This is a genomic window from Pseudomonas sp. 8AS (assembly GCF_902506505.1).
GTDB lineage: Bacteria > Pseudomonadota > Gammaproteobacteria > Pseudomonadales > Pseudomonadaceae > Aquipseudomonas.
In genome coordinates this window covers 2,608,729-2,633,130 of record NZ_LR733406.1, presented here as the reverse complement: position 1 = coordinate 2,633,130, position 24,402 = coordinate 2,608,729, and the positions used below count along the sequence as shown (strand labels likewise).

The following is a 24,402-nucleotide window of genomic DNA, read 5'->3' as shown; positions in this document are numbered from 1 at the left end:
TCGCTTGACACCGCAGTCGCAAATCCGTTTAATTGCGCCCCGTTGCCCAGGTAGCTCAGTCGGTAGAGCAGGGGATTGAAAATCCCCGTGTCGGCGGTTCGATTCCGTCCCTGGGCACCATGAATACCGAAACCCCTGATTCCTAACGGCTTCAGGGGTTTTTTCGTTTAAGACCTCCTAGCTGCGCCCCCGTGGTCGTACAAAGGAGGCGTACAAAGTGGGTGTCATGCCGACGCTGAAGACCTGCCCCAAGACGGGCAACTACATCTACCGCAAGACCATTCCGGCTGCGCTTCGCCACCTGATAGGCCGTGGAAACGAGTGGAAGGTCTCCTTCGGAACCAAGTCCCTCACAGAAGCCCGCCCACTGTTCGCCGCCGAGTCCGCCCGTTGCGAAGCAGCCATCGCATTAGCGCGTTCCTCGCTCAAAGGTGAATCCCGCTTGCAGCCGTCCGACGCCCCGAAGCTGGCAGACCGCTGGGCAGTTGCCGAGCTTGCTGCATGGGAACGTGATAGCGGCCGCATCCACCAGTTTTTGGCCCACTCAGGCGGCGACGTCGTTATGCCGCTGGAATTGCAGGACAAGAGTGAGCCCTGGGGTGACCCTAAACTCCAACGTCTTTTGACTGCAGCCATACAGCAGACACTGACTGCAGCCGGACACGCCGTCCCGCCTGTATCGTCCCCTGCGTATACCGTGCTCCGCCAAGAGTTCTTCATCACTTGGCACAGCCTGTCCTGGACGGCCCTACAGCGCCATCGTGGCGACTGGCGCTCTAACCCCGACTTACCCGCAGCGTCACTTCCATTGTCGCAGGAAGGCCCTTCGCAGAGCCGCACAGGCAAAGCACTCCTCCTATCCGAAGTGTTCACCAAGTGGGCCGAGTCGAAACGCCAGGATAGCGCCGGCCTGGGTGACCCCTCGAAGACCATTGCCGAATATATGGACTGCATGCAGCGCCTCATCTTCCTTGTCGGCGACATTCCCGCGCCGCAGGTATCCAAGTCCACCATCCACAACTTCCGCGTCGCACTTGGCCAACTCCCAAAAGGTCGCTGGAAACCTGGCCTGAACGTGGAAGCGTTGCGTGCCCAGGTTGAACAGGGTGCCCCCACCATGGAGCTGGCGACCATCCGCAAGAAGCTGGCTGCCTTAGCGGCTATCTTCAAGTTCGCCCGTGAGCGCCTGGAGGCCCTGGAGGAAGAACCAGTAGCTGCTTCTGGAGTGCTGCGCGACCTTCGCAACGCAATCAACAAAGCCGCCCTCCACAAGGAAGCCCCTGACAAGGGATACAGCCGTAAGGAGCTGGTCACCATATTCTCCAGCCCACTATTTCATGACCAGTGGAAGCCACAGATTGCCGACTATGGCCATGCGCTTTACTGGCTCCCACTGCTCATGGCCTACACAGGGGCACGCCGCGAGGAGGTCGCCCAGCTCCTGGTATCAGACGTTGAGCAAGATGCGGAGTCTTGTGCCTGGTGCATCGCCATACGCCCCGGTGACGGGAAGTCCTTGAAGACCGCCAGCAGTCGTCGCAGAGTACCGCTGCACGATGACCTACTGGCCCTCGGCTTCCTCGAATACAAGGCCAGCGTCCCCGCCAGTGGTCGATTGCTCCCTAAGCTGAAGCCGCACAAAGACGGCCTAGGACATGCGATAGGCAAGACTTGGGACAACTACCTCCAGGACGTGGTGAAGCTGCAGAGCGCCGCCAAACCCGCACACGGCTTCCGCCACGCCTTCAAGACGCTGTGCCGCGAAGTGGGCATCCCCAAAGAAGTGCATGACTGGCTAACAGGGCATGCCGCGTCGAACGTGGGGGACAGCTACGGGAGCGCACCGATTAGCCGCATGGCGGAGGAGCTGAAGAAGTACCCAAGCCTCGCCCGCATGGCTGGACTATTGGTCTAGCCCTGCGCTTTACTAATTGCCCCATGCAGCAGGAGGCGACCAAGTGATAAGCGTGTTCGTGGATAACAACGCCTGGGACATACTCTATCGGAGAGGTGTCGACCTGCTCACCGCTCTGCCCTCCCCCGACTTCGGTCTTGCCATTACTAGGGAGGCCGAGTTCGAGATTGCGAGCATTCCAGACCAGGACTTGCTTGCCTACATACGCTCCAGCATTAGCTCGCGGCAAATCCCGACTGATACCTACTTCGGCTTTGGAGCCCCTGGACTGCCGCCTGACCAGCAACGAGTGGCTGGCTTTAACCGGGGTCGCTACGCCAGCCGCGCCGAGACCACGATCCTGGCAGCAGAAGCTCAGAGGATCAAGCCGACCAAACGCCCGACCGGCCTGTTCAAAAATGAGGCTGATGTATCGCTTGCCGCTCGCTCCGTTCATTCCATCCTGCTCACCTCTGACAAAAAAGGCCTTCTTGGACAGATTGAGGCCAAGTACGGTGCCACAGTGGTGGACCTGTCCAATTGGCCACAAGGACTCCCACTTGGCGACTTCGTTCGGAGTCACTCCCTGAAGGGCAACTAAAACGCCAGGGGGTAGGGCACGCGAGCGCCCAGTATCCCCCATGGTCGAGTGATAGGTTTTGAAGGCTGAGCCCAAGAGTAACGCGGCTTGCAGCCAATCGAGGGCTCTGAGAGCCCCTCATGTGGGGCCCTCGTTAGAAGTCGCCATGGGCCCTGTCGGCAGCCGCCTGTGTATGCATCCGGGCGACCTCCAGGCCTAGCTGGCTGTGGTCAACGTCATCGTCCATGGCGTCATCGTCCTCCGTGGTCACGGGCTGGTGAACCTTCGGCTTGTACTTCGCTCTCAGGAACGCAATGCCATCGGGACGGTCAGCCTCCCTCCCCAACTCGATAAAGGCAGCAACCACGCTCTTGTCATCGTGTCGCCCGTCCTCACCAAGCAGTGCCTGAACGGCGGCCATCTTAGCGACATGCTTCTGTGCTGCCGCGCTAGTGCGCTTACTAGGCTCCTGACGCTCCCTCTTGAACATCGCCCAGGTGATGATGCTCAGACGCCTCCAGGTGGTCTTCCTGTTCCAGTAAGCCTGGAGTTGCTGCTCGACTTTGTCCCGTGGAGCTTCGGGGTCGATCTTCCCAGCCTTGATACCCTCCTGCCGGACGGCTTCGCGGAAACGCTTGATAGTGTTCTCGGAGACGCCTAGCAGGACGGCAACCTCCTTGACGCTCATCTTGCGGTAGGTGTCCCGCTCCAAGTTGAAGGCCGTCCAAGCATTTTCGGTGCGCTCCAGAGGCGACATGGGCTGGATTACGTGCTGGTTGGCTAGCCTGGCGGCGTCCAATGCATCTGCAAGACCAAGCCCAGGAATGACCTCAACCAAGGCCTCTGCTTTCCCGGCCTTCTTCAGCGCCTCAAGGCGGTGGTGGCCGTCCACCAGCCAGAAGCGAGTAGGAACATGGTGCGGCCGATCCGCCCCAGGAGCCAATTCGTAATTACCACCCTCCTCGGCGGCAACAACTTTCATAGGGACTTGCTGCCCCGCCGCCTTGATGCTGCGGTTCAGTTGGTTGATATGTTCCTTGTACCGCTTGGCGTCGCTGTGCTCCTTGAACTTCTGCATGCCGACGTTCCGGTTCTGTAAGCGTGGATCGGTCTGGATGGCGTCCAGTGGAATAGATTGAAGTCTTTCCGTCATGGTCTACCTCAGCGCGTCCGGACTATGGGGCCAAGGGCAAGCCACTGGGGCTCCTCCCGGTCGGGCTTGGCAAGTTCCAGCAGGTCGGCGTCGTCCCAGGCCAGCCCCGCCGTTAGGGCCAGTTCCATGGCCTCAGCAAGGCGCGTGTCGCGGCACTTCTTCTTGCCAAGGGCGCAGGCCAGGGTGGTCAGGCGATTAAGGTGCTCGGGGCGCAGGTGCAGGTTAAGGCGCACCAGTTTGTGGGGGTGGTTCATTGGATCGAAGTCCTTTGTTTTGATAGGTGAGCGCCAGCGCCCCGCCTGGAGGTTTCCGGGCAGGGTGTCGTGGTCGTTTCGTTGTGGGTGTGGTTTGTGCGAAGACTGGGGGCAAATAGCCCGCCTGTTTTCTTCTGGTGCTGAGGGCTAATCCGCAGCGGTCAGATGGAGCGCGGCGGGCTGTTATACAAGGTAGGGCCGTAAATGCTCAGCGGGGTTGGCTCAGGGCCTCGAATTCCATGGGATTCCGTGTATTTGTCAGGCGTCCGCCGCTGCCTGCTCCTGGAGCTTCTTCGCCCGGATGACGGTGGACGTCCCGGTGCCGGTGGCCTTGGCCGTCTCCCGGAGGCTCATACCCTTGGCCAGGCAGGCAAGGATGCGCTTGTGCTTGTCCTGGTCAATGGCCTTGCCCTGGTAGCGGCGTTCAGCCTTGGCCTTCTCGATGCCCTGCTTCTGGCGTCGTAGGCGGTCGTCGTAGTCCTTCCTGGCCACGGCTGCGAGCATGTCCAGGAGCATGTCGTTAATGGCTGCCAGTATCCGGGCGGTGAAGGCGTCGGCGTCGGTGCTGGGCTTCTCCAGGAATTGGTGAGAGGTCGGCAAGTCCAGGGCGACCACACGCACGTCCTTCGCCTTGATGATGGAGCGAAGCTGCTGCCAGTCGCCCTCGGTCAGCCGTGACAGCCGGTCAACCTGCTCGACCAACAGGACGTCACCTGGCTCGGCGTTGTCCAGTAGCTCGAACAGTTTGGGCCGCTGCAGCGATGCCCCGCTCTCGTTCTCTGGGTAGTAGCCGGCGATACGGTGGCCACGCTCCTTGGCGAAGTCGGTCAGTTGCTGCTTGGCGCGGTTGGCGTCCTGTTCGGCGGTGCTGGCTCGAAGGTAGGCGTGAACAAGCATGGCGGGCGTCCTTGTTATCATTGAAGTGGTGTCACTATGCCTGGTGTCGGATAGATGGTCAACAGACTCTAAACGGTGACACCTCGCTTGGCCTCCAGGCGTTACCGCTGGTGCATACCCAAACGACTGCACCTTCTATGTGGGGTAGAGGCTGCTGGCGACAGCGAGCCGGATGTAACGAAGACGCGCCGCCCCGGCAGCAGGAACTAGTGGCGGAGGTCGACTGCATTACGCAAATACCCTGGATTCCGGTGATTTGAAGACCGAGGCCGGGGGTACGGGGGGAAGTGAGGCAGATACCATTACTTACAAGGGCGCTCGGATTTTCTATAAAAAAATAGTCGCCGACTTCGGGTAGTTTTGGCTTTGAAGGTTAATAAGGGGGCCGCATGGAAAAGCGAAGAGAAAGCGTCACCGTAGACTTGGCGGAAAAGTACCCGATTTTTAAAAAAGTAGACGGGCAGTTGGTAGAGCTTGAGGAAGTAGAGCCCGGAAGGCGCTACGGGCTGGTGGTAAACCATGGCGGCGCTACTTATTACCTTCAGCACACGGATGAAGAAGAAGCGGAGGCAGACGCCCAAAAAGCCGCTTGGGATGCAGGAGCCCATGACAGAGAACTGGAGGAGAAACGGATTGCCGAGGAGGTAGCTAAGTTCGAGGCTTCGTTGAGCTTTGAGACTCGAATAACTGCTTTTGTTGACGTGCTCGGCTGGAAAAACGCTGTTGAGGACGCAGCTAATGGCGGTGACCGCGAGAAACTACTGGCACTGGGGAGAGCCCTCGCCGGTATGCAAGGGTACGGCAAGTTCACAGAAACGCTCCAAGGCCTAGCCCAGGAGGGTGAGCGTTGGCATGGAGACCCCAGGGTCAGCCAGTTTTCCGATTGCCTGATTCTTAGCTTTAGCGATGACTCCCTAGGGTACGGTGCTCTGAAGCAAGCACTTTTCGTATTAACTTCGACGCTCATCCCCCATGGGCTTTTGCTGCGAGGAGGCGTTGTTCGGGGGAAGTTGTACCAACAGGGCGCGCTTGCTTTTGGCCCGGCAATCCACGAGGCATATCACCTAGAAAGCAAAGTCGCTTCGAGCCCGAGAATTATCCTCTCGGCGGAGTTGGCGGCCGAATGGATTGAAGATGAACCGGGTGGAGGGGTCGCTTGGCGGATCGACCACGACGGGCACCGTTTTTATAATTTCCTACCCCCGTTCTGCGGAAGATCGTTCTTCCATCAAAATCAGGAGCTATGGCAAACGCGATTGAACCCCATTCGGAGCTTGATTATCTCCATGGCTGGTGACACGAACTGCCCCGAGTCAATATTTGCTAAGTACGAATGGCTGGCGGGGTACTTCGACGCCGTCTGCTCGGAGAACCCGGCATGCGGAATCAACGCAGTCCTATCTGAGGCGATTGACCTAAGGGGGCAGGTAGCCGCCTCGAATTGGAACAGTCTTGTGCAGGCTATTCGACGGTGGCTCCCACGGTGGCCCTTAAAGCGGGGCTGACCTCCTCCAACCTAGTAAAAGGCATCTTCACTTTTAGGGGCATCAGTAGGGGCATTTCGTACAAGAAGGTCGTACAATTCCCGACCTCACGCGCAGCCAGAGCCTAGAGGGCGCGGGGGTTGAGGTTTTCACGGGTGTCTCGGCGGTTCGATTCCGTCCCTGGGCACCACCTTTCGTTTTCAGGTGGTGCCAAAACCACCCGAAAGCCTTAAAGAACCGGCCATAATGCCGGTTTTTTATTGCCTGCGATTTGCCTCCGAGGCATCGCGCTTGCCGCGCCCCCGGCCTTCACCCCGACTGCCGCCTCCATTACACTGCGCGGCGCACTGCAGCCGGGCCAAAAAATCGACCGCAACAGCCCAAAGCCCGATCCGCGCGTCGGGCTTTTTGTTTGGGCGCGACACACAACTGTAACGATGCGACAACCTGTCGTTGCCCCTGCCAACAGCGCCCGCTGGCGGCTTGGCGCTGCCGTTGGCGCTATGCTAGGTTCACCCCCACGCTAGGATGGCGGCCAGCAGCCGGAGTGCATCCGCAACCAAGAGGACATCCCATGGCCGAGGCCACGCCAGCGCTGGAAATTCGTAACCTGCACAAACGCTACGGCGACCTTGAAGTGCTCAAGGGCATCTCCTTGACCGCGCGCGACGGTGATGTGATCTCCATTCTCGGCTCGTCCGGCTCCGGCAAATCGACCTTCCTGCGCTGCATCAACCTGCTGGAAAACCCGCACCAGGGGCAGATCCTGGTGGCCGGCGAAGAACTCAAGCTGAAGACCGCCAAGAACGGCGACCTGGTCGCCGCCGACAACCGCCAGATCAATCGCCTGCGCAGCGAGATCGGCTTCGTCTTCCAGAATTTCAACCTGTGGCCGCACATGAGCGTGCTCGACAACATCATCGAGGCACCGCGTCGCGTGCTGGGCAAGAGCCGGGCGGAGGCCACCGAAATCGCCGAAGCGCTGCTGGCCAAAGTTGGCATCGCCGACAAGCGCCACGCCTACCCCAACCAGCTTTCCGGTGGCCAGCAACAGCGCGCCGCCATCGCGCGCACCCTGGCCATGCAGCCTAAAGTGATACTGTTCGACGAGCCGACTTCGGCCCTCGACCCAGAAATGGTACAGGAAGTGCTTAATGTGATCCGCGCGCTTGCCGATGAGGGGCGCACGATGCTGCTGGTTACCCACGAGATGAACTTCGCTCGCCAGGTATCCAGTGAAGTGGTGTTCCTCCACCAGGGCCTGGTGGAGGAGCAGGGTTCGCCCGAGCAAGTATTTGACAACCCGCAGTCGGCACGCTGTAAACAATTCATGTCCAGCAATCGCTAACGGAGCAATACGCATGCAGAACTATAAGAAAATCCTGTTTGCCGCAGTCGCCACTCTGGCGTTCGGCAGCAGCGCAATCGCAGCGGACAAACTGAAAATCGGTACCGAAGGCGCTTACCCGCCCTTCAACCTGATCGACGCCAGCGGCAAGGTCGGCGGCTTCGATGTGGAAATCGCCCAGGCCCTGTGCGCCAAGATGGCCGCCGAGTGCGAAGTGGTCACCTCCGACTGGGACGGCATCATCCCGGCCCTCAACGCGAAGAAGTTCGACTTCCTCGCCGCGTCCATGTCGATCACCGAAGAGCGCAAGCAGGCGGTCGACTTCACCGATGCCTACTACACCAACAAGCTGCAGTTCATCGCGCCGAAAAGTGCCGACTTCAAGACCGACAAGGCCAGCCTGAAAGGCAAGGTGATCGGCGCCCAGCGCGCCACCATCGCCGGCACCTGGCTGGAAGACAACCTGGACGGCGTGGTCGAGATCAAGCTGTACGACACCCAGGAAAACGCCTACCTCGACCTGTCCTCGGGCCGCCTCGACGGCGTGCTGGCCGACAAGTTCGTCAACTGGGAATGGCTGAAGAGCGATGCCGGCAAGGACTTCGACTTCAAGGGCGAGCCGGTATTCGACAACGACAAGATCGGCATCGCCGTACGCAAGGGCGACCCGCTGCGCGAGAAGCTGAACGCTGCGCTGAAGGCCATCGTCGAAGACGGTACCTACAAGCAGATCAACGACAAGTACTTCCCGTTCAGCATCTATTGATGCCGCCTGACCGTCGCCGCCCAGCCGGGCGGCGGCCGTCCCTTGCAGTAGCCCTCAGATGACTCTCGACCTCCACGGATTCGGCCCGGCCCTGTTTGCCGGTGCGCTGATGACCATCCAGTTGGCGCTCTGCGCGCTGGCCCTGGGCCTTGTGCTCGGCCTGCTCGGCGCCCTGGCCAAGACTTCGCCGTACAAGCCGCTGCAATGGCTGGGCGGCAGCTACTCGACCATAGTGCGCGGCGTCCCCGAGCTGCTCTGGGTCCTGCTGATCTATTTCGGCACGGTCAACCTGATGCGCAGCCTCAGCGACCTGGTCGGCCTGGAACTGGAACTCAACGCCTTCGCCGCCGGCACCATCGCCCTCGGTATTTGCTTCGGCGCCTATGCCACCGAAGTGTTTCGCGGCGCCATCCTGGCCATCCCCAAGGGCCATCGCGAAGCCGGCCAGGCCCTCGGCCTGTCGAGCTCGCGCATCCTCTGGCGGGTGATCCTGCCGCAGATGTGGCGCATCGCCCTGCCCGGCCTGGGCAACCTGTTCATGATCCTGATGAAGGATACCGCGCTGGTCTCGGTGATCGGCTTGGAAGAAATCATGCGCCGCTCGCAGATCGCCGTGACGGCCAGCAAGGAGCCCTTCACCTTCTTCATGGTCGCCGCCCTCATCTACCTGGGCCTGACCATCATCGCCATGACCGGCATGTATTTCCTCGAGAAGCGCGCCAGCCGCGGCTTTGTGCGGAGCGCATCATGAACTGGGAAATCATCGTCAAGTACCTGCCCAAGCTGCTCGATGGCGCCGCCCTGACCATCGAGCTGGTGGCCATCGCCGTGGTCGCCGGACTGATCCTCGCCCTGCCCCTGGGCATCGCCCGCGCCTCGCGCCACTGGTACGTGCGTGCCCTGCCCTATGGCTACATCTTCTTCTTTCGCGGCACGCCACTGCTGGTGCAGCTGTTCCTGGTCTACTACGGCCTGGCCCAGTTCGACATCGTGCGCTATGGCCCGCTCTGGCCATATCTGCGCGACCCGTACTGGTGCGCGATCATCACCATGACCCTGCACACTGCGGCCTACATCGCCGAGATCCTGCGCGGCGCGATCCACGCCGTGCCGCCGGGCGAGATCGAGGCGGCCCGCGCCCTGGGCATGTCGCGGGCGCAGACCATGTTCTACATCGTCCTGCCGCGCGCCGCGCGCATCGGCCTGCCGGCCTACAGCAACGAGGTGATTCTGATGCTCAAGGCCAGTGCCCTGGCCAGCACCGTGACCCTGCTCGAGCTGACCGGCATGGCGCGCACCATCATCGCCCGCACCTACCTGCCGGTGGAGATATTCTTCGCCGCCGGGCTGTTCTACCTGTTCATCGCCTACATCATGGTGCGCGGCTTCAAGCTGCTGGAACGCTGGCTGCGCGTGGACGCCTGCCAGGGTCGCTAACTCCCGGATGGCGCTCTCCCGCGGGAGAACGCCGCCCCTCATTCGCCCAGCCCCGCCATGATCCTCACCGGCCCCACCCTGCTCGAACGCTTCCAGGCGCTGGACAGCTTCCTGCTGGCCCACCAGCAGCTGTGGCGACCCAAGCCGTTCACCAGCCTGCGGCTGGACTGGGAACACGAACACGCCGAGCTGGCCCACTGGCTGCGCCAGCGCAGCCTGGAGCAGGCCGAGGCCAGCCATAACCAACCGCACCTGCTCGCCGCACCCGCCCCCTTCCCGCAGCTGGCCGCCCACGCCCAGGCCCTGAGCCAGCTCGGCGAACTGCCGGTCAAGGCGATGCGAAAGCTGCCCGCGCACTACTCGATCGATGTGCCGGGGCGCAAATGGCAGCAGATCGAGGCCTTCGCCAGCCGCCTGCAGTTCCACCGGCAACCCGGCCACTGGCTCGACTGGTGCGCCGGCAAGGGCCACCTCGGCCGCCTGCTGGCCCACGACGGTGGCCAGCTGACCTGCCTCGAATACGACCCGCAGCTGGTCAGCGCCGGACAACGGCTGAGCGAGCGCCTGCACCTCGCCGCACAGCATCGGCAGCAGGATGTGCTGGCCGCCGATGCCGCCGAACAGCTGCACGCCGAGCACAGCCCGGTAGCCCTGCACGCCTGTGGCGAGCTGCATGTGCGCCTGCTGCAACTGGCCAGCGCCAAGGGCTGCCGGCAACTGGCGGTGGCCCCCTGCTGCTACAACCGCATTCACACCCAGCACTACCAGGCGCTATCCAGCCCCGCGCAACACTCCGCCCTGCAGCTGTCGCGCGACGACCTGGGCCTGCCGCTCAGCGAAACCGTCACCGCCGGCCAGCGCGTGCGCCAGCAACGCGACCGCTCCATGGCCCGCCGCCTGGCCTTCGACCTGCTGCAGCGGCAACTGCGCGGCTGCGACCACTATCTGCCGACCCCTTCCCTGCCGGTCGCCTGGCTGGCCAAGGACTTCGCCGACTACTGCCGCGACCTGGCCGCCCTGAAGGAGCTGCCCAGGCCACCGGAGTGCGACTGGACGAGCCTCGAAAGCCAGGGCTGGCAACGCCTGGCCCAGGTGCGCAACCTGGAACTGCTGCGCAACCTGTTCCGCCGCCCCCTGGAACTGTGGCTGCTGCTGGACCGCGCGCTGTACCTGGAAGAACAGGGCTACCACGTACAACTGGGCAGTTTCTGCAGCCATGCCTTGAGCCCGCGCAACCTGCTACTGCTCGCCGAGCGGCCCTGACAACCATCCACAGAAGCTGTGGATAACTCTGTGCGTAGTTTCTGCAGAAAACGCTGCAAAGCCTGCCGCGACTGCCCTGCGCGGCGCTGCCGATTTTTTGATCACAAGCAAAAAATCATTAAAAACAGCAAGTTATGTTTGACTGAGAGCTGGCGCACAAAAGTCGCGCATTCATCCTCATTAAGCCTCGCGATTGTGCATAAGCGCAGCGCGGCTGATAGCCGGCCCATGTATCAACTGCATCGCAACGGTTTACTCCGCGCTGCCAATGGCTATAATGGCGCCCCTTGCCGGTATAGCTCAGCTGGTAGAGCAACTGACTTGTAATCAGTAGGTCCCGGGTTCGATTCCTGGTGCCGGCACCATACAAATCAAAGGGTTACGTGAAAACGTAGCCCTTTTTTGTGGCCAAAATTCAGCTTGGGGTAGGCTTGGGGTAGGGATTTGACACCCCATGTCCTGCTGGTTAGAAAAAGTCCGCGCCAACCAAAGAACCGCTCGTCGGTAAAATCTCACGATCAAGCCCATCCTGCGGCGCATTTTCTTTATACGACAACATCACCAAACGACTTTTTAGCCATCTTGAAGGTCATTCATGGTGAAGGCCTTTTTCGTCCGGATGCCGTAAAGTGGGGTCTTGCACAGCCCCTGAGAGCTGAATAGTGTGAATGGGCGGGTCAACAGACCTGACTCCAGGATCACCATGAGCAATTCGTTATGGTGGCTGTATGCGGGGCGCTTCGGCGCACCGAGTTCCTAGAGTCTCGGTCTTCCACACCCGCATACAGCCGCCACCCATCATGTGGAAGTGATGCTGGCGGTCTCTAAAACTCTAGAGGCCTCCCTATGCACCCGAGCGACTCATTCCCAGGCTTTACCCCGCTCCATGCCGGCGAACACGGCAGCTTGCTTGGTTTTCGCAGTGATGCCCCAGCAACCGAGCTCTATGACGAAGCCGTGCAGCGCCAGTGCGCCGCCCTGAGCCTGCTCTGCGCCCTCAGTGGTTCATCTAATTTGAATGAGCTTTCCGGCGAACCATTAAGTGGATGCATGCAAGCCATTCGGCTGTTGTGCAGCGATGCTGCAGGGTTGTACTCAGCAGCATGGGAAAGCGTGCAGCAAAACCCAGCCTGAGCCACTGGGCCTCCTTTGCGTTCAATGCCGTATGTTTATTTGGTCGATAGCTGCTTCATATAGACCGCTATCGGCCGATTCTGTTGAAAAAGTCCCATCGCGATTTTTGCCCTTGAAAGAGCGTGAGCGACGTTGAAATCTGTTTCGCTCAGAGGACAGAGCTGTATTGGTTTTTACGTAGCAACGCCGAAATCGAGCGATTCTTGAACTGCCGAAACACAACTCTCGCAGAAACCGACTTTTTCAACAGAATCGGCCAATAGCAGCCATAGCTTTTACTTGGAATATTCTCGTTGCTGACGCTCCAGGAGCGCCCATTGCTTGTCGATTACCTCCTTCTGCTCGCTCGTCGGCTGCTCCAGAAAATACAACCGACTGCGCAGCTTGGGGTCGAGTATCAGGGACGGCTGATCTTGCTGAAGCCGACGCAGCTGGGGCAGATCTGATCGTAAAGCGGAGTAAAAGAGGGTGTATGCCGAGTTCTGTACTGAGCTTTGCGGCCTCAGCATGTAGTCGATAAAGCGATAAGCCAGTTCGGTGTTGCGCGCAGTTGTGGGAATCACCCAGGTCTCCAGGGAAATCGGCGCCCCCTCGGTGGGTACCACGAATTGCAGAGATGGTCTCTTTCGAGCGGCCATCAGTGCCTGCCCAGACCAAGCCACGGCTAGGCAAAGCCGACCTGCCACCAGATCATCCACGTAGGCTTCATTGTTCAGCGCCCGCAGATTTTGCGCCATGTGCTCCAAGGTTTGCCCTTGTCGCGCCAAGTACTGGGTCGAGGAGCTTGGCAAGCGCTTGCCTTGATAGTTAAGCAACAGCGAATACATCTCCTCGGGCGCATCCAGCCAGCTGACGCCGCAGGGAGCAAGGCGCGCCAGGGACTGCTCGACAAGGGCAAGGCTCCAGCTCTCCGGCAGTGGCCCACCAAACTGCTGCACGGCTGTCTCGGTGTCGTAGACCAGCCCGGCAGAAGACCACTGATACGGCACTGCGTAGCGCTGGGCATTTTCAAAGGAAACCAGAGCAGCGAGCAGCTTGCTGTCCAGATTTGCGTAATTGGCCAGGCGACTCTTGTCGAGAATCTGGATACGACCTTCGCGAATCAGCCGTGGCAACTGGAAATGCGAGGGAACCAATACATCCCAGCCACTGCTGTCGAACAGGGCGGCGTCACGTTCTGCTGCGGTGGTGAAAGTCTGGTACTCGACTTTCACTCCACTCTCACGCTCAAATCCACGCAGGGTCTGCGGGTCGATGTACTGCGCCCAGTTATAGACCCGCAGCGTTTCTGCCGCCTGAACGTGGCTGCATAGCGCCAGAGACAGTAAAAGAGCCCTCAACATGCCAATGCTTCCTTGTTTGCTCTGCACGGGGCGTCTGTCGCCTCAGTGCAGGCTATGCGAGAAAAGATTCATCACCAACACGCCCGCCACGATCAGACCGATACCCGCCAGGGCCGCAGTGTCCAGACGCTGACCGAAGAACCACCAGGCTGAGAGCGTGATCAGCACCACGCCCAGCCCGGACCAGACGGCATAGGCAATGCCGACGGGGATCGAACGCAGCGTCAGTGACAGGCAGTAGAAGGCGATCGTGAAGCCGAGCACCATCAGCAGCGTCGGCCAGGGCCGGGTGAAGCCGTTGCTGGCCTTGAGCAGCGAAGTGGCAATGACCTCGGCGACGATGGCCAGCAGCAGAAAGCCCCAGTTGCTCATATGCGGCCCCCAATGCGCTCATGGCTGTGGCGCAGCATGTCCTGGATCTCCAGGGTGGCATCGCGGGTACGCCTGGCCAGTTGCTTGACCTCGTCGGCGACCACCGAGAACCCTCTCCCCTGCTCGCCGGCCCGCGCAGCCTCAATGGCCGCGTTCAGGGCCAGCAGGTTGGTCTGGTCGGCGATGCTCTTGATCACCCCGACCAGTTGGGCGATCTCACCGTAGGTCGACTGGATCGATTGCTGCTCGCGCTCACGCGCCGCCTCGGCCTGCTTCTCGTCAGCAATGCTGCGCACCGCGCCGACCACCCGCAACAGGGTGCCGCGCTCGTCGCGCAGGCATCGCGCCTGCTCGCGAAACCAGGTTTCACCCTGGGTCTTGTGGAACATACGGTACTCCACCACGTAGGAGGCATCCGCATCGCTGCTGCCGACCAGACCATGGAAGCGTTGCATGACGCTTGGCATGTCCTCCGGATGAGTGACCCTAGCGTAGCTCTCCCAGCCATCGGGCAACTCCCGGCGGCTGTAGCCGAGCAAGGTGCAGAACTGGTCGGACCAGCGCATTTCATTGCGCGGATGCTGCGGGTCACCATTGACCACCACCAGTTCCCAGCTGCCCTCGGTCAGGGTCGCCAGCATCGTGTCCCAGACCTGCTGGCTGAGCTGCCAGGCCGCCAGTTGCCGTTGCTGCTCGGCCGTCTGTAGCGCCAGCTCATGACAGTGCCGCTGCAACTCGACCACCTGCTGCTCGCAGGCAGACAGCTGCTCCGCCAGCTGCGGATCATTGTGCTCCACGACCTGCGTCGCAGCGGGCAACTCCTGCCCCGGCCAGTGCCCGGCCAACTTCCTGAGGCTCTCCAGCAACTGCGGATGGCGCGCCAGGCGTGCCGAGGCCGTGGGCTCACCACGCCCTCCCGCCAACAGCCCGACAATCCATTGGCTGACCTCCAGCCCCAGGTGATGTGCCTCTCGTTTGAACCACATAGCCATACCCCGCTAAACAACCGGGAGGCACTTGGCCTCCCGGAGATACTCAGAACGAGGTGCTGACGCCGACCACCACGGTGGCCGAGCAGACATCATCGAAGCCCATGTAGTTGGCGCACTCGACCTCGGACAGGTCGGTATCGACGTAGCTCAGCGACCAGTTCAGCGAGAACATCTCCTTGCTCAGCTTGGCCTCCCACTCGTCATAGCTGTCGCGGCTGTGGCCACTGGCGGAGATCCACAACGGGTCCTTGTAGTCGGCCTGGCCGTAGCGAAGGTCGAAAGCCACGTCGAATGGCAAGGCGAAGCCATAGCCGACGTAGCTGTAGAGCATGCTCTGGTCGCCACCGAGGTCGTCCGAGTAATAGCTCCCCACGCGTGCGCCATAGGCGCTCAGCTCGGCGTAGTACTCGCTGTAGTTGAGGCCGTTCTGGCGCGGGTAGGTGTAGTCGAAGTAGCCAACATCCAGGGCGATGTCGTCGTTGATCTGCCAGTAGTAACCGGCGAAGTAATCCAGCTCCTGGCGGGTATTGCTGCCATAACCGAAGTCGACATTGGAGCTCCACACGCCGGCATAGGCACCACTGCTGTGCAGCAGCGTGACCGAGCCCTGCAGCGCAGGGTCGCCCTGGGTCTGGGAGATGCCCCGCGAGCGGTAGTCGCTGAGCGCTGCGGCCTCCACGGCCAGGCTGAAATCGTCGTTGAGGGTAATGGCCTGAGCCAGGCTCCAGGGAGCCAGGACGGCGCTGACCAGGGTCAGGTTGAGCAACTGCTTCATTCGCTATCTCCGTTGTTATTGTGATGCTGGCTTGCACGTAAGGCGGCAGTAGCGGACTACCCACCGCAGGTCTCCTAGGGGAGCAGGGCTGACGCAGGCGCAACTGCGCCCAACCACCGGCACAGGCCGGCAGTGCGTCATAGAAAACAGGGTGAATCGGCGGGATCAGGGCGGCGCGGCCGCTCGCGCGTACTGCGTGTTCATAGCCAGCGCCCATCCCGGGTAAAGGCGATGGCCAGCCAACGGTTCGGCCCTTCGCGGCCAATCGCTGCGGCAATCTCGCTGCGCACGCCATCCAGTGCGCTCACCGACCAGTGATCCATCGTCGCCGGCAGCAGGATGTGCAACTCGACGAACAGGCCGCGACCGTTATGCACCGCACAGTGGGAAAAACGCTCGAAACCATAGCGCTGGGACATGCGTTGCATCAGTCCGACGATCTCCTCGTCCAACGCACCGGGCGTCATGCGCAGCACCTGGCGAATCGCCCGCACCACAGTGCGACACGGCAGCGGCATGAGCAGCAGGCTCAGCAGCGCCAGAACCAGCGGGTCGATATAGGGCGCCCACTGGGCGTGCTCACTGCCCTGCATCCACCAGCCGACAGTGAATGCCAGCAAAAGAGCCAGGCTGATGCTGCTGGACATCAACCAGCTGTGCAGGTCGAGCTGGATCAGGTCGGAGTCAATGCGCCGGTTGCAGCGCCGCAGGTAGGCGTAACTGACCATCGACACCAGGCCGCTGAGCAGCGCATAGACAATCGCACCATCGAACGCCAGCGCCCTGCCCCCGTGCATCAGACCCGCCAGCGAGTCGACCAGGGCGTAGGCGCAGAGCATCACCAATACGCTGCCGTAGAGCGCCAGCACCAGAGGTTCGATATGCCAGTAGCCCTGCTGAAATCGCCGTCCCGGCTGGCGCACCACCAACCTGGCGACCAACAGCGCCAACGCCGCCATGCTTGCATCGATGGCGTTGAACAGGCCGTCGAAGACAATCGACTGCGAGCCGGCGTACAGGCCGAAGCCGATACCCGCGCCGGCCAGCAACAAGGTGAGCAAGATCGACAGCTTGAGCAGCCGTTGCTCACTACCCGACCGTTGCGCCAGTGTCTGTGCGCTGCTGATGTTCACGCCAGGCTCCTTACAGATCCAGAGTCAGAGTTGGCGTGAGCGCGCGCGACACGCAGAGCATCATCACATTGCCCTTGGCCCGCTCGCTTTCGGTGAGCAACGAGTCGCGGTGATCCGGCACGCCGTCGAGCACCCGCGTCTCGCACATGCCGCAGACACCCTGCTCGCACGACGAGGCCACCGCATGCCCGGCCGCGCGCAGGGCGGCCATGATGGTGCAGCCGGGTAGCACCTCGACCTCGCCGCCGCTGCGCGCCAGGATCACCCGCAGGCTGTCGCCCGCAGCGCCTGCGACGGGCGCCGCCGGGGCAAAACGCTCCAGATGCAAGCGCTCGTCCAATCCCGCCTCGCTGAAGCGCGCCGTCAGGGCATCGAGCAGTGGCGCCGGGCCACAGCTGTACACCTGCTTGCCGGCAGCGGCAGACGCGACAACGGCATCGAGGTCGAGCAGACCGACTTCGTCGGCCGGCAGGATCTCCACGCGCCCGCCGCCAAGCGCCTGCAACTCGTCGATGAAAGCCATGGAACGGCGCGAACGGCCGCCATACAGCAGCGTCCACTCGGCACCCCGACGGCTGGCTTCGCGGGCCATGGCCATGATCGGCGTGATGCCGATGCCGCCAGCGACGAACAGGTAAGGCCCTTCCGCCCCCAGTGCAAAGGCATTGCGCGGCCCACGGATACTCAGTGTCTGCCCCAGGCGCAGCGCCCCATGCACCTCGCGCGAGCCACCACGGCCATTGGCCTCCAGCAGCACGCCGATACGAAGGCGGCGACGATCCTCGGGATCGCCGCACAGCGAATACTGGCGCACCAGACCGGATGGCAACAGCAGGTCGATGTGTGCGCCGGCCGTCCAGGCCGGCAGTGGTTGGCGGTCGGGAGCCTGCAGCTCCAAGCTGATCACCCCTTCGGCTTCCAGCCGCAGGCCAGTGATCTGTACCTCGAACGCTTCAGCCAGGGCGCTCACGGCATCGTCCTCGGCTCATCGACCAGGCGCACCGGCTGTACCTGTCCGCGCTCAATGAACTCGCGGAAGGCGCGACGGTAGTTCAGGGTGTAGAGGTCGGCGGCGGTCGAGTGCTCGACGAAGGTGCCATCCCAGTCGATCTCCGGCGGGGTGATGGTGGCGGCCACCGGCAGGTCTTCGAGGTACAGCAACTCTTCCAGGCGCAGGCATTCCTGCAGGTTCTCGCCCTTGTACTCACGGTCGTTGGCGACGCCCCAGAAGATCTTCACGTGCTCGTAGGACTCCGGGCAGGGGAAGCCGGCGACGATGCGCTTGCCGAGGCGCTCGTAGTCGTAGGTGATGGCCACCAGGCCCGGGGCGACGATGTGGTAGTTCATCATGCAATCGCCGTCGTTGGCCCATTCGCCCTCGCAGGACTGCAGCGGCCGATCCATCCACACATCGAGGCCTTCACGGCGCACGTTGAGCGGTTCGATCTGCGGATTGGTTTTGCCCATCATGCCGCGGTGGATATAGGCGAAGTGCGCCACGTCGCCGAAGTTCTCGATGGCTACGGCCACGCCGGTGGGCGAGTCGAGCGGCTCGGCGGCGGCCCATTCGAGGTCCAGTTCGCGCCATTCTTCCAAGTCGTAGAGGTCGAACAGCGGCTCTTCCAGCGCGGTCCAGACGTGGCCATAGCGCTCCTGGCAGACGTGGGTACGGATCGCCGCGCCCGGTGGGATCTTGCACTGATCCTCAAGCGCCGGAATGTGGCTGCACTTGCCGCTGTCACCGGCGAACTGCCAGCCGTGATAGGGGCAGGCAATGTTCTCGCCATGCACCTCGCCGAGCGACAGGTCGGCGCCACGGTGCGGACAGCGCGCGGCCTGCACCACGGCCTGGCCAGACTCGGTGCGGTACACCACCAGTTTCTCGCCGAGCAGAGTGGCGGATTGCGGCTTGTCCAGGTCGATCGAACGGGCCACCGGGAACCACTGGCGGCGCATGGCCTGCTCGGCACGTTGGCGCTGACTGATTGGAGTCGTCATTGGAATTACCTCTCAGGTTGTCTTTCTTGTTGTCTGTTCAGATGCCGACCAGCAGCGCCCCGCCGTTGACGGGAATCGCCTGACCGGCAATGAAGGCGGCTTCGTCGGAGGCCAGGAAGGCCACGGCGGCGGCGATTTCCTCGGGGTGTACCAGGCGGCCGAGGGGGATGTTGGCCTTCTCCGGCTCGATATATTCGTCAGGCACCATGCGCGTGAGAATCGCGCCCGGGGTGATGGCGTTGACCAGAATCCCCTCGCTGACGAACTCCTTGGCCATGGTCTTCATCAGGCCCAGCTGGCCGGCCTTGGAGACCATGTAGGCGTAGGAATGACCGTCCGGCACCTGGCCCCACTGCGAGTTGATGAAGATCACCCGTGGTGCGCGGCTCTTGCGCAACCAGGGCAGTGCCGCTCGGGAGAGGAACAGCGGCGCATGGATGTTGATCGCCAGCAGGCGGTCGAAGTTGGCGTCGTCGGTATCTTCCAGGCCGGTCATCGAGTAGATCAGCCCGGCGTTGTGCACCAGGATGTCGAGCCCGCCGAGGCATTCGGCGACCTCGGCCACGCAACGCTCGGCGAGGTCGCGGCGGGTGATGTCGCAAGCGATGGCGATGGCACGGCCACCGGCGGCCTCGATTTCCGCCGCTGTGGCCTGGGCCACGTCGGCGTCGATATCGACGATGGCTACGGCCGCGCCACGCGCGGCCAGCAGGCGCGCATGGGCGCGTCCGGCGCCGCGACCGGCGCCGGTGATCAGCGCGACACGGCCAGCCAGGCGGTTGGCGTCCGGCGCCAGGGCGAGCACCGCCTCGGGCGCCTGGGTGGCCAGGGTCCCTTGGGTTACAGCAGTCATGGGAGTTCTCCGGTTACGGTCGGATCAGACGGTCTTGTGCGGTTCGGTGACGTAGAACATGTTGCCGTCCGGGTCAAACATTGGGCGGTAGCGGTAGTGGGTCCCGTTCGGGTGCTGCCATTCGATGGGTTCGGCGGTGACCCACTCGACCTTGCCGTCCAGGTAGGCGATGGCCTCGTCGAGGATTTCCACCTCGAAGGCGAAGGAGTCGAAGCCCGGCTTGTCTTCCAGGTTCACCGCGGTGCGGCGCTCGACCGGGGCCGGGTTGGTGGTGTGGAAGATGTACAGGGTGACGTTCCCCATTTCGATGGCTGCCCACTTCTCTTCGGCCACATAGGGCAGGAAGAAGCCGAGGCCGAGGGTGCCGTGGTAGAAGTCGACCAGACGCTGCACGTCGTTGGTCAAGATGTCCATGTTGTCGAGGCGTTTGAGCTTGAGCATGGAATTGGCTCCGTTCTTGTTGGTGGTGGATTAGAGGTGACGGCAGGGGCCGCCAGGCAGCGCCCGCAGCGTGCAGCCCGGTACGTCGAGGAGAATGGTTGCCAGCGTCGCGTACTGCCCCGCTTCGGGCAGGTCCGCTGCGGGGTGGCAGCACAGCGCGCCTGTGCTACCCAGGTGGCTGTTCAGCGCACAGAGCAGGTCCATCGCCTTCAGCCCGGTGCGCCCAGTCAGGCGGCGGCGCAGCAGGTCGTAGCGCACCAGGGTGTCCGGGTAGGCAGCCGGTTCGGTGTCGAATGGGCGCACCGCCTCGGCCAGAAAATGGTTGGTGTGCACCAGCAGGCCGTTGTCGTCCGGGAACACCAGCGCAGGTCCACCCGGATGCAGCTCCACCGACACCGCCGCACTGGCACCGTCAACGGCGGCAACCAGGGTCAGTACGCTGGAGGCTGATACCGGGGCGCGGTGGCATAGTTGAATGGCCTGGTTGATGTCGCTGCAGCTATCGAGGAGCCAGCGCGCCAACACATGCACCGGTACGCCAATGCGCTGACCGTCGTGCTGGTGATGGAGGATGTTGAAGTGAGTGGCCAGCCCGCGGTTATTAACCCCTGGCTTGCCGACGATGCCGTACTCAGTAACGGTGGTGGTCAGGCGCCCATCGGCATGCGGAATTTCCCAGGTCAGCCAGGTGTCGGCGAACTCGGCATACCAGTCCCAGGTCTGCGCCGTGACCGGTGCCCCGAATGGGTTGGCCTGGACCAGCGTGGAACATTCGCCCCGCAGCTGCGCACCGAGGTAGGCGAGGATTTCCGTGCGCGCATTGATCGCGCCAATGTACTCGGGCTCGATACCAGCGCCTTCGGCAATGCCGAGAATTTCCTCATGCAATGGCGCGGCAAAGTCGGCAATGCTGCATAGCGCCTCGGCGCCGAGGGCTTTCAGATCGAAGGGCCGTGTCGCGACACGATCAAACAGCGCCCGGTAGTTTTCCACCGTGGTTTGGATCTGCCGTGCGTGCACGCCACCAAACTCTCGCCCACGCGCATGAGGCTCACAGACCGAGGAGCGAAATACCTTGCTCATGCCTTCACCTGCAACTGCGGAGCGACCTGAGCGGCCACGGCATCCAGACGGGAAAACCAAACATCGCCATCGCTGACCATGCGCTCGACCAGGCGCTCCAGCTGCTCGAAGCGCGCGGCTCGCCCGATCACCTCCGGGTGCATGGTGAAGCTGGTATGGCGACCGTCACGACGTGCCGACTCGTACTCGGCCAGCCAGCTGTCAAACAGCACGCGCGGCGCGGTGTAGTTGCCACCGTTGTCGATGCTCCAGCCGAACATCGGCCAGTCATCCAGCGACCAGTGCACCGGAATTTCCAGGATCGACTCGCCATTCCACTGTTCGAAGTAAGGACGGTCGTCGCCCATGCAGCTGGAGTCGTAAGTGAAGCCGTTGCTGTGCACCAGCTTGAAAGTCTCCGGAGTCAGCTCCCAGGACGACGAGCGATAACCCGCGGGCTTCGGCGCTCCGGCCTTGGCCAGCGCCTCAAGACCCAGCTGCATCTCGTCGATCTGTTGCTGAGCACTGACCTTATCGCTGCGCAGGTGCATATGGCCGTGATGACCAATCTCATGCCCCTCCTTGAGCAGCATCTCGATCAGATGCGGATGCTGCTCGGCGGTGTATCCCGGCACGAAGAAGGTGGCGGGAATGTGGTGGCGGCGCAGCAGTTCGAGAATGCGCGGCACACCTCGGGTGACGCCGAAACGCCCCTCGGACAGGCTGGTCAGGCGCCGGGCAAAGGTCGGGCTGTCGCCGAGCAGGCCGGCCTCGGCATCGACATCGAAGGTCAGGGAAATGGCGACCGGAGCCTTGTTCGGCCACAGCAGCCGGGTGTTGGTCTCTGCACGCATCAGACGGATTCCTCTTCGGGATTTGTTGTTGGCTTAAGGGGCTTTGTGCAGCGGGCCGGCCGCAGCAGTGCTGCGATCCTGCAGGCGGCGCAGCCAGTAGAGAGCCTGCGAAATCGCCAGTACCGCGACGGCAATCAGTACCTCCTTAAGGCCGCCATAGCCGGTGATAGCCGCGCTGGTCATGCCGACAATCAGGATCAGCGCATCGAACAGGGCCAGAGCTATCGCGATGCCGATCCAGGAGCGCGCCAGGCGAATCGGGCGCGGTGCATCCGGGCGGTCCCAGCGCAGTGCCACGTAGCCGGACACCGCCAGCAGATGGGCGAGAACGTAGCCGACGTTGCCGGCGACGATCACCGCCAGCGGATTACCGACGAATAGCACCAGCAGCACGTTGATCAATAGCTGCACGGTCACCGCACGAGCGGGTACACCGGCACGATTGAGAGTGCCGAACTGGCGCACGGTGAGGCCGTCCAGCGAGCTCTGGTACAGCGCCCGGCCGGCATCGGCGGTGCCCATCACCGAAAGAACTAGGATGCCGGCGATCAGCACCAGAGTGATCAGCGTGGCACCGCCGCCCAGCAGCACGTCGGCAGCCGCCTGGAGGAAGCCATAAGGCTTGTCGGACAGTACTTGCTCACCGAGCAGGCCGGCCAGGCCCAGCGGGGTCAGGGTGAACACCAGCAACAGAATCAGCGCAGAGATACGCAACGCCTTGCGGGTATCGCCCACCGTGTCGCGGAACTCAGGAATAAAGGAAGCGGCCGCCTCCACTGCGTAGGCCGACCAGGCCATGATGAACAGCCAGGCGATGATGGTGCGCAGCCCCGTGACGCCCTCACCGGTGCGCCAGGTGAAGCTAGCGCTGGTCCAGGCCTCAGCACTGATGAAGCTGGTGCCAAAGATCAGCACCGGCACCATCAGCAGAACGCCAGCGACAGTCAGGATGACCATGGTGAAGCGCAGCTGGATCATGCTCAGCGCCCAGGACAGCAACGCCACGCCAAGAGCGATGAACTGCGGCAGGCCAAGCTGCACGAACCCGAGGTCGTAGCTGAAGGCAACATCCGGCCAGAACTGCTCGGAAAGAATCTGCGCTACCGCCAACCCCCAGATCGCCGGAGCAGTGGCCCAGGCAAACCAGTAGGCGTAGGTCGCCAGTGGGCCGAGACTGGGGCAACGCTTGCTCCATGCCTCACTGGCGTACAGCGCGATGCCGCCGGACTTCTCGGCAAACATCGCCCCCATCTCCGAGTACAGCCAGTTGTGCAGCACCGCCACGGCGGCGATCACGGCCCACAGAACAATGGCGGCCCAGGCGCCGATGGCACCGATCGAATAACCGAGCCCAACGAACAGTGCAGCTGGCAGGCTCAGGGTGATGGCCACCCCATCCCACCAACGAATGGTCTTTGCGAGTACTGCGTGCGGCTCTGCGCCGGAGGAAGCCTGGTGCATCTTCATCGCCCTCATCTTTTGGTTTGTTATGGGTTTCGATGAGCAAATCCTAAGGCAGTTTTTTGCGCATGTGTGAATTTTTATTTTCTATTGATGCGCATTGCGCAATCTAAAAGACATAAAAATACGCAAAGATCGAATATGGTGCGAGCACTGCACCAAACCAGCCACACCCCTGCGAGCCAACTATCGTGCGGCCTCGTGGACATTTCCCACGTTCAGCAAGGCGACGGAAATCCCACGAACGCCCCTTCATGGAACGCAATGCGCAATATGAAAATATTTTTTATGCGCATTGCGCAAAAATCCCTACCGAATGGCAGGGCGCCTGAGGATGTGAACCGGGGGGGGTACTGCGGGAGGGGGATCAGGCGCTGATCAGTCGTCGGTTTCGAGCGGCGGGATGGTGAAGCGGATCTTGTGCACTTTCACTTCTTGCAGGGTACGCACGTCGCGGATACCCGGCAGGCTACGGACGCGCTGCTGCAGGCTCCACAGCGTCTCGTCGTCCCGGCAAAGCACCTGCACGCATATATCGGCGGTCCCCATGGTCGTGGACAGGTAACTGACCTCTGGCCAGCGCCCAAGGGTATCGACAGTGCGGTCATGGTCCTGCGGCGCCACATTGACGAACAGCAGAGCCAGCTTGGCGTGCCCCAGCTTGGACGGGTTGGTGAAGGCCAGAATCTGCAGAATGCCTTGATCCTGCAGACGCTTGACCCGAGTGCGCACGGTCGCTTCCGGCACAGACAGGTTGCGCGCGACCTCGCGAAAGGCGCGACGCCCGTCCTCCTGGAGCTCGCGAACGATTTCAAAATCCAGAGGATCAAGTGTCGAAATGGACATGCTAATGGCTTCCATGAAGTAACTCGGGTCTTGTCGGCCCGACGAGAAGTGCCTCGGCAAAA

General features: G+C 62.1%; 25 protein-coding genes and 2 tRNA genes. 11 read left to right on the top strand and 16 right to left on the bottom strand.

Translation table 11 applies throughout. From position 1 onward, the window contains the following. The first annotated feature begins 44 nt into the window (after positions 1 to 44). The 3 genes from GV001_RS12190 to GV001_RS12180 all read left to right on the top strand — a co-directional run bounded on the left by GV001_RS12190 (position 45) and on the right by GV001_RS12180 (position 2,495). A tRNA-Phe gene (locus tag GV001_RS12190) sits at positions 45 to 120 on the top strand. A 106-nt stretch (positions 121 to 226) separates the two neighbouring features. Beyond that, complete coding sequence (locus GV001_RS12185; protein ID WP_160080137.1) at positions 227 to 1,915, top strand: site-specific integrase; 1,689 nt, start codon at positions 227 to 229, stop codon at positions 1,913 to 1,915. Between the two features lie 43 nt (positions 1,916 to 1,958). Continuing rightward, positions 1,959 to 2,495, top strand: a complete 537-nt coding sequence (locus GV001_RS12180) for a hypothetical protein (RefSeq protein ID WP_160080135.1) — start codon at positions 1,959 to 1,961, stop codon at positions 2,493 to 2,495. A gap of 133 nt (positions 2,496 to 2,628) precedes the next feature. Here the strand turns inward: GV001_RS12180 and GV001_RS12175 are convergent, their stop codons facing one another. The 3 genes from GV001_RS12175 to GV001_RS12165 form a co-directional block, all read right to left on the bottom strand. Then, positions 2,629 to 3,552: a ParB N-terminal domain-containing protein gene (locus GV001_RS12175; RefSeq protein WP_160080133.1), complete on the bottom strand. Its 924-nt coding sequence runs from the start codon at positions 3,550 to 3,552 to the stop codon at positions 2,629 to 2,631. An 83-nt stretch (positions 3,553 to 3,635) separates the two neighbouring features. Next, a complete protein-coding gene (locus tag GV001_RS12170; protein WP_160080131.1) occupies positions 3,636 to 3,881 on the bottom strand; it encodes a hypothetical protein in 246 nt (81 codons plus the stop codon). Between the two features lie 258 nt (positions 3,882 to 4,139). After that, positions 4,140 to 4,778, bottom strand: coding sequence for a recombinase family protein (locus tag GV001_RS12165; RefSeq protein WP_160080129.1), 639 nt, complete (start codon positions 4,776 to 4,778; stop codon positions 4,140 to 4,142). Positions 4,779 to 5,167: 389 nt separating this feature from the next. Between GV001_RS12165 and GV001_RS12160 the strand changes: the two genes are divergently transcribed. The 8 genes from GV001_RS12160 to GV001_RS12125 all read left to right on the top strand — a co-directional run bounded on the left by GV001_RS12160 (position 5,168) and on the right by GV001_RS12125 (position 12,210). Next, the gene (locus tag GV001_RS12160) at positions 5,168 to 6,283 is read left to right on the top strand and encodes a hypothetical protein (protein ID WP_160080127.1); all 1,116 of its coding nucleotides are present in this window, start codon (positions 5,168 to 5,170) and stop codon (positions 6,281 to 6,283) included. 553 nt (positions 6,284 to 6,836) lie between these two features. After that, entirely contained in the window at positions 6,837 to 7,610 is a 774-nt protein-coding gene (locus tag GV001_RS12155; protein ID WP_160080125.1) for an ABC transporter ATP-binding protein, read from the top strand. 13 nt (positions 7,611 to 7,623) lie between these two features. Next, on the top strand, positions 7,624 to 8,376 hold the full coding sequence (locus GV001_RS12150) for an ABC transporter substrate-binding protein (RefSeq protein ID WP_160080123.1): 753 nt from the start codon (positions 7,624 to 7,626) through the stop codon (positions 8,374 to 8,376). Between the two features lie 58 nt (positions 8,377 to 8,434). Next, the gene (locus GV001_RS12145; protein WP_160080121.1) at positions 8,435 to 9,127 is read left to right on the top strand and encodes an ABC transporter permease; all 693 of its coding nucleotides are present in this window, start codon (positions 8,435 to 8,437) and stop codon (positions 9,125 to 9,127) included. Then, positions 9,124 to 9,813, top strand: coding sequence for an ABC transporter permease (locus GV001_RS12140; protein WP_160080119.1), 690 nt, complete (start codon positions 9,124 to 9,126; stop codon positions 9,811 to 9,813). The genes GV001_RS12145 and GV001_RS12140 overlap by 4 nt, the downstream gene beginning before the upstream one ends. A gap of 57 nt (positions 9,814 to 9,870) precedes the next feature. Continuing rightward, on the top strand, positions 9,871 to 11,076 hold the full coding sequence (locus GV001_RS12135; protein ID WP_160080117.1) for a methyltransferase: 1,206 nt from the start codon (positions 9,871 to 9,873) through the stop codon (positions 11,074 to 11,076). Positions 11,077 to 11,365: 289 nt separating this feature from the next. Then, positions 11,366 to 11,441: transfer RNA gene (locus GV001_RS12130), tRNA-Thr, on the top strand. A 481-nt stretch (positions 11,442 to 11,922) separates the two neighbouring features. Then, positions 11,923 to 12,210, top strand: a complete 288-nt coding sequence (locus GV001_RS12125) for a hypothetical protein (RefSeq protein WP_160080115.1) — start codon at positions 11,923 to 11,925, stop codon at positions 12,208 to 12,210. 275 nt (positions 12,211 to 12,485) lie between these two features. Here GV001_RS12125 and GV001_RS12120 read toward each other — a convergent pair whose 3' ends face one another. From GV001_RS12120 to GV001_RS12065, 13 genes are all read right to left on the bottom strand, one after another. Next, a complete protein-coding gene (locus GV001_RS12120) occupies positions 12,486 to 13,580 on the bottom strand; it encodes an extracellular solute-binding protein (RefSeq protein ID WP_256664909.1) in 1,095 nt (364 codons plus the stop codon). A 15-nt stretch (positions 13,581 to 13,595) separates the two neighbouring features. Beyond that, a complete protein-coding gene (locus GV001_RS12115) occupies positions 13,596 to 13,925 on the bottom strand; it encodes a multidrug efflux SMR transporter (RefSeq protein ID WP_160080113.1) in 330 nt (109 codons plus the stop codon). Further along, the gene (locus GV001_RS20260; protein ID WP_160080111.1) at positions 13,922 to 14,911 is read right to left on the bottom strand and encodes a PAS domain-containing methyl-accepting chemotaxis protein; all 990 of its coding nucleotides are present in this window, start codon (positions 14,909 to 14,911) and stop codon (positions 13,922 to 13,924) included. Before GV001_RS20260 ends, GV001_RS12115 begins: the two co-directional genes overlap by 4 nt. Positions 14,912 to 14,960: 49 nt before the next feature. Beyond that, positions 14,961 to 15,692, bottom strand: a complete 732-nt coding sequence (locus GV001_RS12105) for a TorF family putative porin (RefSeq protein WP_160080109.1) — start codon at positions 15,690 to 15,692, stop codon at positions 14,961 to 14,963. Positions 15,693 to 15,892: 200 nt separating this feature from the next. After that, on the bottom strand, positions 15,893 to 16,825 hold the full coding sequence (locus GV001_RS12100; protein ID WP_160080107.1) for a cation diffusion facilitator family transporter: 933 nt from the start codon (positions 16,823 to 16,825) through the stop codon (positions 15,893 to 15,895). 10 nt (positions 16,826 to 16,835) lie between these two features. Beyond that, positions 16,836 to 17,795 carry a PDR/VanB family oxidoreductase gene (locus GV001_RS12095; RefSeq protein ID WP_218583018.1) on the bottom strand — a complete coding sequence of 320 codons (960 nt, stop codon included), beginning with the start codon at positions 17,793 to 17,795 and terminating at the stop codon, positions 16,836 to 16,838. Beyond that, positions 17,792 to 18,823, bottom strand: a complete 1,032-nt coding sequence (locus tag GV001_RS12090; protein ID WP_160080105.1) for an aromatic ring-hydroxylating dioxygenase subunit alpha — start codon at positions 18,821 to 18,823, stop codon at positions 17,792 to 17,794. Before GV001_RS12090 ends, GV001_RS12095 begins: the two co-directional genes overlap by 4 nt. Positions 18,824 to 18,860: 37 nt before the next feature. Further along, positions 18,861 to 19,676, bottom strand: coding sequence for an SDR family NAD(P)-dependent oxidoreductase (locus tag GV001_RS12085; protein ID WP_160080104.1), 816 nt, complete (start codon positions 19,674 to 19,676; stop codon positions 18,861 to 18,863). A 24-nt stretch (positions 19,677 to 19,700) separates the two neighbouring features. Beyond that, entirely contained in the window at positions 19,701 to 20,117 is a 417-nt protein-coding gene (locus tag GV001_RS20055) for a VOC family protein (RefSeq protein WP_218583017.1), read from the bottom strand. A gap of 30 nt (positions 20,118 to 20,147) precedes the next feature. Continuing rightward, positions 20,148 to 21,200 (bottom strand): C45 family peptidase, encoded by a 1,053-nt coding sequence (locus GV001_RS12080; protein WP_218583015.1) that lies wholly within the window; start codon positions 21,198 to 21,200, stop codon positions 20,148 to 20,150. After that, positions 21,197 to 22,033 (bottom strand): polysaccharide deacetylase, encoded by an 837-nt coding sequence (locus GV001_RS12075; protein ID WP_160080103.1) that lies wholly within the window; start codon positions 22,031 to 22,033, stop codon positions 21,197 to 21,199. The genes GV001_RS12080 and GV001_RS12075 overlap by 4 nt, the downstream gene beginning before the upstream one ends. A 33-nt stretch (positions 22,034 to 22,066) precedes the next feature. Continuing rightward, positions 22,067 to 23,500 (bottom strand): APC family permease, encoded by a 1,434-nt coding sequence (locus GV001_RS12070; RefSeq protein WP_160080102.1) that lies wholly within the window; start codon positions 23,498 to 23,500, stop codon positions 22,067 to 22,069. 372 nt (positions 23,501 to 23,872) lie between these two features. Then, complete coding sequence (locus GV001_RS12065; RefSeq protein WP_256664908.1) at positions 23,873 to 24,355, bottom strand: Lrp/AsnC family transcriptional regulator; 483 nt, start codon at positions 24,353 to 24,355, stop codon at positions 23,873 to 23,875. Positions 24,356 to 24,402: the final 47 nt, after the last annotated feature.

Bases quoted from the DNA above. Each gene is read 5' to 3' on its own strand.
- GV001_RS12185 (WP_160080137.1), top strand. From the start codon at position 227: ATGCCGACGCTGAAGACCTGCCCCAAGACGGGCAACTACATCTACCGC.
- GV001_RS12175 (WP_160080133.1), bottom strand. From the start codon at position 3,552: ATGCAGAAGTTCAAGGAGCACAGCGACGCCAAGCGGTACAAGGAACAT.
- GV001_RS12170 (WP_160080131.1), bottom strand. From the start codon at position 3,881: ATGAACCACCCCCACAAACTGGTGCGCCTTAACCTGCACCTGCGCCCC.
- GV001_RS12165 (WP_160080129.1), bottom strand. From the start codon at position 4,778: ATGCTTGTTCACGCCTACCTTCGAGCCAGCACCGCCGAACAGGACGCC.
- GV001_RS12160 (WP_160080127.1), top strand. From the start codon at position 5,168: ATGGAAAAGCGAAGAGAAAGCGTCACCGTAGACTTGGCGGAAAAGTAC.
- GV001_RS12155 (WP_160080125.1), top strand. From the start codon at position 6,837: ATGGCCGAGGCCACGCCAGCGCTGGAAATTCGTAACCTGCACAAACGC.
- GV001_RS12150 (WP_160080123.1), top strand. From the start codon at position 7,624: ATGCAGAACTATAAGAAAATCCTGTTTGCCGCAGTCGCCACTCTGGCG.
- GV001_RS12145 (WP_160080121.1), top strand. From the start codon at position 8,435: ATGACTCTCGACCTCCACGGATTCGGCCCGGCCCTGTTTGCCGGTGCG.
- GV001_RS12140 (WP_160080119.1), top strand. From the start codon at position 9,124: ATGAACTGGGAAATCATCGTCAAGTACCTGCCCAAGCTGCTCGATGGC.
- GV001_RS12135 (WP_160080117.1), top strand. From the start codon at position 9,871: ATGATCCTCACCGGCCCCACCCTGCTCGAACGCTTCCAGGCGCTGGAC.
- GV001_RS12125 (WP_160080115.1), top strand. From the start codon at position 11,923: ATGCACCCGAGCGACTCATTCCCAGGCTTTACCCCGCTCCATGCCGGC.
- GV001_RS12115 (WP_160080113.1), bottom strand. From the start codon at position 13,925: ATGAGCAACTGGGGCTTTCTGCTGCTGGCCATCGTCGCCGAGGTCATT.
- GV001_RS20260 (WP_160080111.1), bottom strand. From the start codon at position 14,911: ATGTGGTTCAAACGAGAGGCACATCACCTGGGGCTGGAGGTCAGCCAA.
- GV001_RS12105 (WP_160080109.1), bottom strand. From the start codon at position 15,692: ATGAAGCAGTTGCTCAACCTGACCCTGGTCAGCGCCGTCCTGGCTCCC.
- GV001_RS12090 (WP_160080105.1), bottom strand. From the start codon at position 18,823: ATGACGACTCCAATCAGTCAGCGCCAACGTGCCGAGCAGGCCATGCGC.
- GV001_RS12085 (WP_160080104.1), bottom strand. From the start codon at position 19,676: ATGACTGCTGTAACCCAAGGGACCCTGGCCACCCAGGCGCCCGAGGCG.
- GV001_RS20055 (WP_218583017.1), bottom strand. From the start codon at position 20,117: ATGCTCAAGCTCAAACGCCTCGACAACATGGACATCTTGACCAACGAC.
- GV001_RS12080 (WP_218583015.1), bottom strand. From the start codon at position 21,200: ATGAGCAAGGTATTTCGCTCCTCGGTCTGTGAGCCTCATGCGCGTGGG.
- GV001_RS12075 (WP_160080103.1), bottom strand. From the start codon at position 22,033: ATGCGTGCAGAGACCAACACCCGGCTGCTGTGGCCGAACAAGGCTCCG.
- GV001_RS12070 (WP_160080102.1), bottom strand. From the start codon at position 23,500: ATGAAGATGCACCAGGCTTCCTCCGGCGCAGAGCCGCACGCAGTACTC.
- GV001_RS12065 (WP_256664908.1), bottom strand. From the start codon at position 24,355: ATGGAAGCCATTAGCATGTCCATTTCGACACTTGATCCTCTGGATTTT.